We start from the raw sequence: 11,874 nt of genomic DNA, 5'->3' as shown, positions 1-11,874 counted from the left end.
TCCATATCAAACGTGGTGTCCCCGTAGTTTTCGATCAGGAAGGATTGGATTTTTGACCACTCCCTTTCATAGAACCTGATTGTTACCGGGTTATAGTTGTTGTCCAACAACAGTTGTTTTAATCCGCTTGTAATTTCTTCAAATGTCATAATGGCCTCCTTTCTGGAATCCTTATGACATGAGAATAGCAGAAAAACACAATGATTATCATACTTATAATGAACGGTTTTTTCCCGCATACTTAAGAGTTGGGGGCTGTGTGTTATGCCGAGTTATTTACCCAAGGATACTTATTTTACGCACATTTCTGGGATTGACTCCTCATAACATTTATCTCGGCATAAGGATCTCCGATAAGTGCAGTCCTGGCTAATGTATATATGCTTGAGATAGACAAAGAAATCCTGGATTACTGCAAGGAGCGAAGCGGATTCTATATGCGCTATAGCGATGACTTTATGGTCGTGATACCCGGAAATCATATGGGCGATGCGGAAGAACTAGTGGATGATATTAAAGCTATATTGGAAAAGGGCATGGTGACGCTTGAGAAGCGCAAAACGCAGATATATCAGAAAGAGGGCAGTGTCATAACAAATCTGTCAGAGGGCGGCAGTAAGAAGATCATAAATTTCCTGGGCTTCTCATATGACGGACAGGATGTAAGCATCAGATCCAAGACTATATCAAAGTACTACCACAAAATGTACAGGAAAGCTAAGGGCGTGGTATCAAATGGAGGAATGACCCATAAGAAGACCAGGGCCGGGAGGCAGAATCTCTACAGGCTCTATTCCTACAAGGGGAGCAGGTATTACAAGCTGTCCAAACATATGAAGCTGGCCGAAAAGGACAGGCCAAACTTCCTAGATTACGTCAACAGGGCGGAAAGGATATTCAAGGAAGAGTCCATATCCACGGACACTAAGAGACATATGACGAAGATTAAAAGAGCATTGGAGAGGGGATAAAAAGGGTAAGGGGCCACTGCAGGGGACTGCGGTGGTCTTGTTTGTTATAAGCAGTACATACAGAGTTAATATAATGAAACCGATAAATATGATGAAACGTTTTCAAGTATAACTTTAAAAGTGGATAGTTTGCTTGGGGTGATAGTTAATGTCTGTAGACCTGATAGATAACATTCATGAGATATTGGGTGAAGATCTTAAGAAAGAAATAGGGAAAAGTAGCACAATTGTAATTGCTGCAGCGAGTTTTTCTGTTTATGCGTATAAAGAACTAAGAGAAGCACTGGATAACTGTGGTGAGTTTAGGTTTATATTTACTGAACCCACGTTCACAGCTGCAGAGGATATAAAAGTTAATAAAGAGTTCTACATTTCAAAGCGTGGGCGTGAGAAGAATCTCTATGGTACAGAATTTGAGATTCGTTTAAGAAATGGATTAGATCTTCGGGCTATATCAAAGGAGTGTATGAATTGGGCTGCTAAGAAAGCGGTGTTCAGATCAAATGTTTCGAATGAAAAAATGACGGGCTTTATGGTGGTGGATGATAAGGTGTATTCACCAATCAGAGAGTTTTCGGCTGTTGAACTTGGAAAAGAACGCGGAAATTATGCATACACTATGATTCAAAAGGCTGGGGCAAAGTGTACGCAAGAATATATGAGGCTTTTTGATGAAGTCTGGCGCGACGAAGACAAGTTACAGGATGTAACAGCTGATGTTATAGCAGGTCTTTCAGCAGCTTTTAATGAAAATTCACCAGAACTGATATATTTCAAAACGTTACATGATATTTTTCGTGGTTTTCTTGATGAATTATCAGATGATGTTATGCCGGATGAGAAAACCGGCTTTAAGGACAGTGTTATATGGAGCCTGCTGTACGATTTTCAAAAAGATGCAGCACTTTCGATAGTGAACAAACTGGAAAAGTATAATGGCTGTATTCTGGCTGATAGCGTTGGTCTGGGTAAAACGTTTACAGCGCTAGCTGTAATAAAGTATTACGAAAGTAGGAATAAATCTGTATTAGTGCTTTGTCCTAAAAAGATTGGTGAAAACTGGCTTACGTTTAAGGAAAACTATGTGAACAATCCTATAGCAAAAGATAGACTCAGATTTGATGTGCTATTTCATACGGATTTATCCAGAAAAGGCGGAATGTCTAATGGAATTGACTTGGATAGGCTAAACTGGGGCAATTATGACCTTGTTGTTATAGATGAATCCCATAATTTTCGTAATGGTGGTCAGTTTTCTGTAGGTGATGAATCCAGAGGAAACAGATATCATCAGTTGCTTAATAAAGTAATTAGAGCAGGTGTGAAGACCAAAGTGCTGATGTTGTCAGCGACTCCTGTAAATAACCGATTCAATGATTTAAAAAACCAGCTGGCCATTGCTTATGAAGGTAACGTTGAATTAATAAGCAACAAGCTGAATACGTCTCATTCCATAGATGAGATATTCCGACAGGCGCAAAAAGAATTCAACGCTTGGAGTAAGTTGCGGCTAGAGGAAAGAACAACTGAGAGATTATTGAAGACACTGGACTTCGACTTCTTTGAGGTGCTTGATAGTGTCACGATTGCCAGATCACGTAGGCATATAGAGAAATACTATAAATCGAGCGAGGTTGGCAAGTTTCCAGATAGAAAGAAACCAATATCAATCCGAGCACATCTTACCGATCATGAAAATGCTATTAACTACAATGACATATATGAATTACTAAATACTCTTGCATTGGAAATATACACTCCTTCAGCATATATTTTGCCTAGCAAAGTAGATAAATACAAGGATCTTTCTCATAAAAAGGGGACTGGCCTTACACAGTCTGGTCGTGAGGAAGGTATCCAAAAATTGATGAGCGTCAATCTTCTTAAGAGACTAGAAAGCTCAGTATATTCCTTTAATCTTACACTTGGTAGAATAGCAAATTTGATAAATACAACCATTGCTCAGATTGATGAATTTGAGAAAAGTGGACAGGCAATTGTGGATGCTATGGAAGTAACAGATGAAGAAGATCTCGACATTGACGATCAGAATACAGATTTCTTCAGCGTAGGAAAGAAGATAAAAATTGAGCTTGCAGATATGGATTATGTTAGTTGGCGTGATGTTTTGAGAAAGGACGCAGAAACTTTAAAGCTTATAAACAAAATGGTTGCTGATATTACGCCAGAACATGATTCAAAGCTGCAAGCACTTTTAGAGCATGTTTGTCAAAAGATTGAGACCCCGATCAATAGAGGAAATAAAAAAGTTATAATTTTTTCTGCTTTTGGAGATACTGCAGAATACCTTTATGACAATCTGAGTGGCTTTTTTTTAAAGAAGTACGGATTACATACAGCACTTGTTACTGGTGCCGTCGAGGGTAAGACAACGCTTCAGGGTATCAAGGGGACATTGAATAATATTCTTACATGCTTTTCGCCTATATCAAAGAATAGAGAAGTGTTAATGCCGGGAAGTAACAAGACTATAGATATTTTGATTGCCACAGATTGTATATCAGAAGGTCAAAATCTTCAGGACTGTGATTATCTCATTAACTATGACATTCACTGGAATCCAGTAAGAATAATACAACGTTTTGGGCGTGTGGATAGAATTGGAAGTAAAAATCAACAGATACAGCTTGTTAACTTTTGGCCAGATATGGATCTTGATGAATACATAAATCTTAAGGCAAGGGTTGAAACGAGAATGAAAATATCAGTTATGACTTCTACCGGTGATGACAATCCAATCAACCCAGAAGAGGCAGGTGATCTTGAATATAGGCGTCAACAGCTTAAAAAGTTACAGGAAGAAGTTGTTGATATGGAAGATATGTCATCAGGCGTATCCATTATGGATCTTGGATTCAATGAATTTCGTATGGATCTTCTGGAATATATGAAGAATGACAAACATATTGATAAGCATCCAAATGGAATATATGCAGTTGTACCGAAAACTTCGGAGCTTCCAGAGGGAACCATATTTGTTTTACGAAACATAAAAAAAATGAACAAGGGAGATAATCAGAATAGGCTGTACCCTTATTATCTTGTATATCTTGATCAGGATGGAGAAGTGATTTGTGACTATCTTAGTCCGAAGAAATTGCTAGATGCTATGAGACTGTTGTGTAAAGATCATTCCGAGCCAATTGAGGATTTATGCATGGAGTTTAATCAGGAGACTAAAGATGGTACAGACATGAGGGAATTATCCGAGCTTCTTTCTTCGGCAATAGAATCCATCATGGATACAAAAGAGGATAGCGATATTGAAAGTCTATTTAGACCTGGAGGAACGACGTTGTTAAGCGACAGTTTTAGTGGACTTGATGATTTTGAATTGATCTCTTTTTTGAATGTGAGGTGATGGAGTGAAAACTTTTTTGGATTTTCCAGATGAATTTTATGTCGGAAAAAAGATTGAGCCAGAAAAATTTTGGGGACCACGCGCAGTATCACAAGAACAAAAAGAACTTATAAAGTGTATTTCTGATTTGGAAATAGTATACGATTTGAAATTTAAAGATGATTCAGAAATAATAGTGTTTTCAGCGAGAGTAGCTAAATATATGAATAAATGGACTGATTCAGGGGTGGCGCGCTTGCTTGCTTCCAAGATTTCATATCGTAGCATGGTTATAGTGCATGATGGATACGTGGCAAACATTTATTCATTCTACTCAAGATCACAAAAGAAAAATGGCGGTATGAACATCATGGGGATGGTTGGGCTGAAGGGTATTGAGATGAGGCGTCCAGATGAAGAGCACACTGAAATATTGGAAGAGATAAGAAAGGCTATAATCGACAATGATTCTGCGCCAGGGGTGTGTTTAGAGTGGAATTGTATCATAGAAAAGTATTGGAATAATCATAAGCGGACCAAGTACTTTGGATATTCTGTAGATGGGTGGCTCAACCATGTACAAAGTGATAGGGATAGGCAATATGAATATGAGCTTCAAGAGACTTTTGAAAACTTTTGGATAAATAATGATTATAAAGAGGAAAATGAGTTTACGGATAGATGCGAGGATAAGTATTGGTGGTGGAATAAGGATGAATAGAATTCGAAGAATTGTTAATTGGATTTATGTATGGTCCTATGTCAGTAAATAGTATATATGAAAATGAACTATAGCAGATATTTAATTTGTAATACTGTAAGAATATACATTTTATCAGAAGCGTTAGTGGCTATTGTAAAGAAGTAAAAAAGAGGTGCGTTTATGCTTCATCCAGTAACAAATGATCCGATTGAACTCACAAAAGAACAGCAGAACTGCGTCAATTATCAGGGTGAAAAGAGAAAAGATCTAGTAATACGGTCAGCAGCGGGTGGAGGTAAAAGCCTTGTGTTGATTGAACGGGCAAGAAATTATCTGAATGAAGCAAAGGCTGAGGGCAGGGAAAGGTCAGTTGTTATATTCACTTATAACCGTGTTCTAGCACATTGGCTAAAGGAATGGATGATGCTTACTCCTGAAGATGAGAAATATATAAAGGTTGGTACGCTTCACGAGTATCTTGTAATCTTGTATGATCGAATGCCTGGGGGACGATATGACAAACTTGGTAATCCTGCATATCAGAATCTTAGAGATAAACTGTTGTCCGAGACATTGTCTGAGCATGGAAAGGTTATTGGCTCAGATAAATATATAAAATGGGGAATGAGGTTCTGGTACGAAGAGTTTACGTGGATGCGTAACCTGAATTTTTTTAACAGAAGTGATAGAGACAGATATCTAAATATGAAAGAACGTGTAGGAAGAGGTCATACACATCGTATGGATGAACTTGATCGCAGAGTTGCATTTGAGATGTTCTGTAAATATCAGGAAAAACTGCGCGAGAAGAAAATATATGATGACTCAAAATCAGGAGATGAAAGAATATTATATATCACGCATAATGCAGACAAAATTCCGGATCAGATGAAGTTTGATCATGTGTTGATAGATGAGGCTCAGGATCAGACTTTGGCAAAGATAATAGCGCTTAAACAAATTACAAGAAGAGATATAACAATATGCATGGATGCAAATCAGCGAATATATGAAGGAAGATGGACTTTCTCTCAAGCAGATATTGAACCTACATCAAAAAGGCTCTCCATTCCCTTTAGATGCACAGGACAGATTGATGCATTGGCAGAATCATTGAAGGAAAAGAATCAGGCTGAAGTATCTGATGAGGATAAAGTTGAGCATGTAAGACCAACAGCGACGGGAGAAAAACCGGAAATCATAGCTTGTAAAAACGTTGACGAAGAACGAAGATATATCATCGCGCTTTTGAAAAAGTGGCTGAGAGACGATCCGGATAAAACTATTGGTATAATGTGCTTCACTAATGATGCGGTAGAGAAGATTGGAGGATGGCTATCATCGGAGCATATATACTATGAGCTGATCAAGAATGAAAAGGGATGTAATTATTCTATTACCGGGCCGGGTATAAAACTATGTACTATACATACATCCAAGGGACTTGAATTTATGCGTGTGATTTTGCCACAGTTTTATCAGGGGATGATACCTCAAAATTGGGCAATAAAAAATGAAGAAAAGCTTATGCAACAAAGAAATGTTGCATATGTAGGGATGACGAGAGCAATGCACCAGCTTGTGATTATATATAGTGGCAGACGTTCAATGTTTATTGATGAAATGGATCCGGAATTATACGTTGGATTGACTTACGAAGATGCTGTTGAAACTGAACTCAACAAGCAAACTCCGATGTATCAAAAAAGAGAACTTCCCGAGGAGGATTATGAGGAACAAGCGGAATCAGACATAGAACAGTCTGCTAGGGATAGCAGAAGGCGAAGATGGTCCTTTTGAGTATTGGAGAGTAAAAATATGAGAGCAAGGTATTCAGCCCTGTTTTTTAAGAAAGATCTGCAAGAGCATTTGGAAGAGATAAAAGTTTATCTTAAGGAAGGAATTAAGGTGTTTTGGTTCGGAAGTCCATCCGATATTGAAGCATTGCGGGAGCGTTTTGGCGTCTTTGTAAAGGATTTCTTTCTACAGCTGTTTGATATTACCGAAGTCGAAGGAGTAGAACTATATTCACCTAATATAATAATTGATGGATTAGGAATTACTGATGATGAAAGAAAAAGTGAATTATTTTACTGGGCAGAAAAGAACATCCCAGCATTTAATGCTGCTCAATACAGGGTTGAGCATTGCTTGAGCGATGCTAATATTGTGGTTAAAGCTTCAGCAGGTACAGGTAAAACAACTGTAATGATTGATAGAATACTCTACCTCATGCATACTGTTCCGAATCTATTGATGTCAGAAATCTATATGATTACGTTTACTAATGAAGCTACGAACCAGATGAATGCTCGTTTGCAGGAGATGTTATTAAAGAAATACTCACTGACAAAGAATAAAAGATATTTGTCATGGTTGGAGCAGCAATCTCAGATGCACATAAGCACAATAGATAGTTTGGCCTATGATTTGTTTAGAAAATTTGGTACAGGTGTGGGATTTGGACGAGATATTGCCATTCGTCCTTTGGAGAAAGATCGAAAGGATCTTATAAAAGATATATTGTCAGATAAGTTGAGTGACCAAAAGACAATAACTTCTCAGATTGGTATAACATATCCAGAAGCTGGAAAATTGATAGATGATTATTGGAAGGAGTTAACCAGAAAAGGATATACAATAACGGAAGTTTTACGAAAGGACTGGGGAGATTCTAATAGCGAACCGGTTATAGCGGGTTTGCAAAAGGTAATTCAAGCAGTTCTTCATGATTTCGAAGAGAGATATAGACAACTTAAGTTAGACGAAAATACGATTTCAATTAATGATCTATTCTTTGATTTCGGACATTATCTGTTGGATGAAAGGTTGAAATGCGATGGCCTAGATATGAAATATCTGTTTGTGGATGAATTTCAGGATACAGATTCAACACAAATAAGGACTTTTGCTAGGTTAGTTAAAAATGTTGGTGCGAAACTATTTGTTGTAGGGGATGTTAAACAGAGTATCTATGCTTTTAAAGGAGCTACAGCTGAGGCTTTTGATATTCTTGATGATGAGATGGATGGAAAGCTTCAATATTTTAGCTTGAGGAATAATTATAGGACTTGTGCTAATATCATGCGAATAATGGAAAAATATTTCTTTGCGTGGTCATATGAAGGTTTACTAGGTTACGAAGAACCAGTTAGGCCATTCAATCGTGAGCCTGGAACAGTACAGATGGATTATATAGAGAAAAAAGATACGATTCCAAGACAAACAATGGAGGTAATAAATTGTGCTCTCGATGATCTTGAATTAGAGGTGCGCTCGGGGAAGAAGAAAGTTACGGAGAAAACAAAGGTTGCTGTATTGGTAAGAGGTAATAAGAAAGCATCGGAAATTGCAGAGTTATGTAGGACTCATGGTAAAACGGTAGTTCTAAATTCAGATCGCCCCTTTTTTCTTTCACGGGCTGTTAGGGATTTTTATGCCATGATCAGCTCTTTTATTTTTCCTGATCACCCGATTTATACATATAACTATTTGATGACGCCATATGCAATATATGATGGAATTATATCAACTTCGGAGATGGAGCGGTTACATGGCGATAAAAAAGCATTGAATGAATACCTTAATAAATTTACATATAAAAAGACTCATTATCAGAAGGAATTTCGGTTAAGACCTGTATTGGCAGTTGTTAAGGAAATTGTTGAAAATGAAGAAATAATACAGCGCTACATTGCTATGGATAAGGTTCATATGCAAGGGGAAGGCTGGACCGAGGCAAAGAGAAACAGACAAGCTCTAATAGATGCAAAGAGCTATCAAGTAAATCTTGATAAGCTTATGGATATGATACAGCAGCGAATGGAAGGGGAATTTGCAACTCTTTATGATCTGTATGTATACCTCTCGCTTATGATTGCAACAAACAGAGAGGAAATGGAACCGGATTTGGATATGGAAAATGACTATACAAGCGTATATATAATGACGGTTCATAAATCTAAGGGTCTTGAGTTTGATACTGTGATTCTGCCTGCTATGAATAATGGTTTGATTCCAAGGGAAGATACTAATATTTTGGTTGATGACAAAAAGGTCGCATGGTGTTATCTAAGAAACGTATCTGGAAAGATGACAAGTGCCTGGTATGATGAGCTACGAAAAGAAGAAATACAAAAGGGCATTGAAGAAGAAACAAGAATGCTTTATGTGGCAATGACAAGAGCTGTAAATAGACTTGTTTTGCTTGTGAATAACTGGGATATGTATGAGAGCTGGTCATCATTAATCCGAAGGGTGGGGCTGATCAATGAGTAACAAAGTATTTACCTATACCAAGATTACTGAATTGAAAAATGCATCTTTTTTTTCTGATATTGCTGCACTTCCACAGTTAACCATGTCAGCTGGAATGGCAAAATATATACCGCAAGACATGAGAGTCTTTAGGGGTAATATCATGAACTTTTCTTTGTTTCAGCAATACATGTTTCCTAACTGGAACTCAATGGGCCAGAAATTTACTTATGTGACATTATTGAGCCGTTTTTTGCGAGAAAAAATCTCTGATACAAATGATAAAACCAGGAGAGAATGGCTTTACGGATGTAAAAAAAATATCTATTCTGCGATTAATAATATTATTCGTTTGGAAGAAGCAAGGGTAAGACCGGAGGATATTCGAGATGATGACAGAGATATTATTCTTTTTGTCGAGATGTGGAAAGAGCTGGAAAGAGCAGATAATAATATTTTAGACTTCCGTAACCAAATGAAAGAATATGAAAATTCTGACGTTTTTAAGGAAGAAGTTGAAAAAGTATTTCGTTTTCGAGGGAAAAACAAGATTGTATGGAATGGATTTCATTTTTTTACTCCTATGCAGCAGTTTATATTTGATTGCTTTAGTCGATCTGGGTATGACATATATGCACTTATTCAAAGCGAAGAACAATATCCCTATGCAAATGAGATCTGGAATTATTTATATGATGGTCATAATGGATTTCCTTCAAAGGAAAAATGGATAAGACAGGAAAGCGAACTGTCTCGGAATCCGTTGGGGGATATTTTTGAAAAGGGAGAGCCTGCAAAGGCTTCAAACATCAAAATAATCAAGTATGATAATACTGCTGAGTTCATAGGTGATATACAAAGGATTAAAAATGAAGGCTATTATTTTTATTGTGCTGATGATCATACAGCCAATAGTATACTGAAAGATTATTTTCCTGAAAACTATGAAGTTAGGAATCTTTTATCCTACCCCATTGGTCAATTTATTTATACTCTTCACCGTATGTGGGATGAGAATCTTCAATGCATTGTTTTAGATGCTGATGGTCTTAGGAAATGTTTTGCTTCCGGTTGGCTTTCAGCGGGAGGCCATAGCAGCATTCAATACACAGATGATCTTGAAAGGCTGCTTCCTTATTTCGAAGGATGTTATACAGTAGATCAATGGAATGAACGTTTGGGCAGTTTTATAGATGCATATGATAATGCTATTGACGTCTTTGCTATTAAAAAGACTGGGGATCAGAAAAAAGATAGAAATAGAGAATTGTATGGAGATCCATTTAAGAAATTTGGAGTCTATTCGATAAAAGAAAATAGAATTGATGATGTCATTAGTATTATTAGTCAGCTAATAAAAATGGCTAAATCTTTGTTTGGCGCCAATGAACCAATTTCCATTCACGAACATATGAGTAAATTGGAAGCGATGATCTACATCCCAGAAGGTTTTTCGAAAGATTTATATCAGGAAGAAAAGAAAATTGCTGAGCAAATATTTAAAGTCCTTGAGAGTGATAGGATAAAAGACTTTCTGTGTTATCCTGGTGATTTGGCAACGGCATTGATTTCTTTTATGGGTAATAAGATTGAGGAAGAAGACAAAAAGGATATAGATAAAACGATTGTTTTTAATATATTTCATGTAGATTCGGCGCCGATTTCTGCAAAAGGTAAGGTTCACATCTGTCTAGCAGATATTACCAAACTTCCCGGTGCAGTAGGAACATATGCCTGGCCTTTAGATGAAGATATACTTAAGCGTGTGGTTGAAAAGAGAAAAGATACTAATCTCTCTAAATGGATTAATAACAATTATCTAACAGCATTATCAAACCGCTACTATATCTATAGTGCATTGAAGAATAATAATGTTGAAATATCATGGATAGAGAAGCAAGGTGAAAAGCTTTTTTCTCCGTCACCATATGTGACTCTATTGGATAAATTATCTGATATACAGATAGTAAATTACAATAATCGGAAAGTTGATCTTCAGGCTGTATCGCAGGTTCCTGCACAAAAGCGGGTAGAGAATGACTATAATATTCGAGACCATCAGGACCATCATAGCTATGACAGCGAATTGGAATATTCAATATGTCCGATGCGATTTATTTACAGTAATGTTTTGAGTGATGGTTTTTCTTACAAAAGTGAATATCAGCAAAACAGAGCTGTTGTCCGATTGATCCAGATATTGAAGAAAATTCTAGGAAATAAATACACGATAGAACAGGTTTCGGAACAGGTTTTTGAGTTGTTTCCAAGTATAAGAAAAGCTGAAAGAAGGCAGATGATTGATGATGCTATAAGATGGAGGTTACCAGAACACGAAGAGCAGTATACTACCTATGATGACTACGATTACACAAATGAGAGATTGAATTTGGAGTTTTTAGATGAAGGGATCTATGCTGAGGGCAAAAAAAATGCATCAATGCTAATGAGCCAGGAAGGACGAAAAGGGATTTTTTATAAGCGGCATGGCGATACAGGATCGCATAATTGCGAATTTTGTCCACACACAAGCTATTGTATGGAATCGCTTTTTGGATTGGATTATAAGATGGGTGATTAAT

6 protein-coding genes are annotated in these 11,874 nt (G+C 37.1%); all 6 read left to right on the top strand.

Features of this window, described 5'->3' with window-relative positions:
* The first annotated feature begins 353 nt into the window (after positions 1-353).
* The 6 genes from G636_RS18560 (at position 354) to G636_RS0112755 (ending at position 11,873) form a co-directional block, all read left to right on the top strand.
* Complete coding sequence (locus G636_RS18560) at positions 354-971, top strand: reverse transcriptase domain-containing protein (protein WP_256379611.1); 618 nt, start codon at positions 354-356, stop codon at positions 969-971.
* Positions 972-1,119: 148 nt separating this feature from the next.
* A complete protein-coding gene (locus tag G636_RS0112775) occupies positions 1,120-4,353 on the top strand; it encodes a helicase-related protein (RefSeq protein WP_026508373.1) in 3,234 nt (1,077 codons plus the stop codon).
* Between the two features lie 4 nt (positions 4,354-4,357).
* Entirely contained in the window at positions 4,358-5,053 is a 696-nt protein-coding gene (locus tag G636_RS0112770) for a hypothetical protein (RefSeq protein ID WP_026508372.1), read from the top strand.
* 162 nt (positions 5,054-5,215) lie between these two features.
* Positions 5,216-6,835 carry a 3'-5' exonuclease gene (locus G636_RS0112765; protein ID WP_026508371.1) on the top strand — a complete coding sequence of 540 codons (1,620 nt, stop codon included), beginning with the start codon at positions 5,216-5,218 and terminating at the stop codon, positions 6,833-6,835.
* Positions 6,836-6,853: 18 nt separating this feature from the next.
* On the top strand, positions 6,854-9,313 hold the full coding sequence (locus G636_RS0112760) for a UvrD-helicase domain-containing protein (protein WP_026508370.1): 2,460 nt from the start codon (positions 6,854-6,856) through the stop codon (positions 9,311-9,313).
* Positions 9,306-11,873, top strand: coding sequence for a hypothetical protein (locus G636_RS0112755; protein ID WP_026508369.1), 2,568 nt, complete (start codon positions 9,306-9,308; stop codon positions 11,871-11,873). The genes G636_RS0112760 and G636_RS0112755 overlap by 8 nt, the downstream gene beginning before the upstream one ends.
* The last annotated feature ends 1 nt before the right edge of the window (position 11,874 follow it).

Origin of the sequence: Butyrivibrio sp. MC2013, from assembly GCF_000424585.1 — a bacterium.
Lineage (GTDB): Bacteria > Bacillota > Clostridia > Lachnospirales > Lachnospiraceae > Butyrivibrio.
The sequence above is the reverse complement of the archived record's forward strand: the minus strand, read 5'-3'. Positions and strand labels throughout refer to the sequence as shown.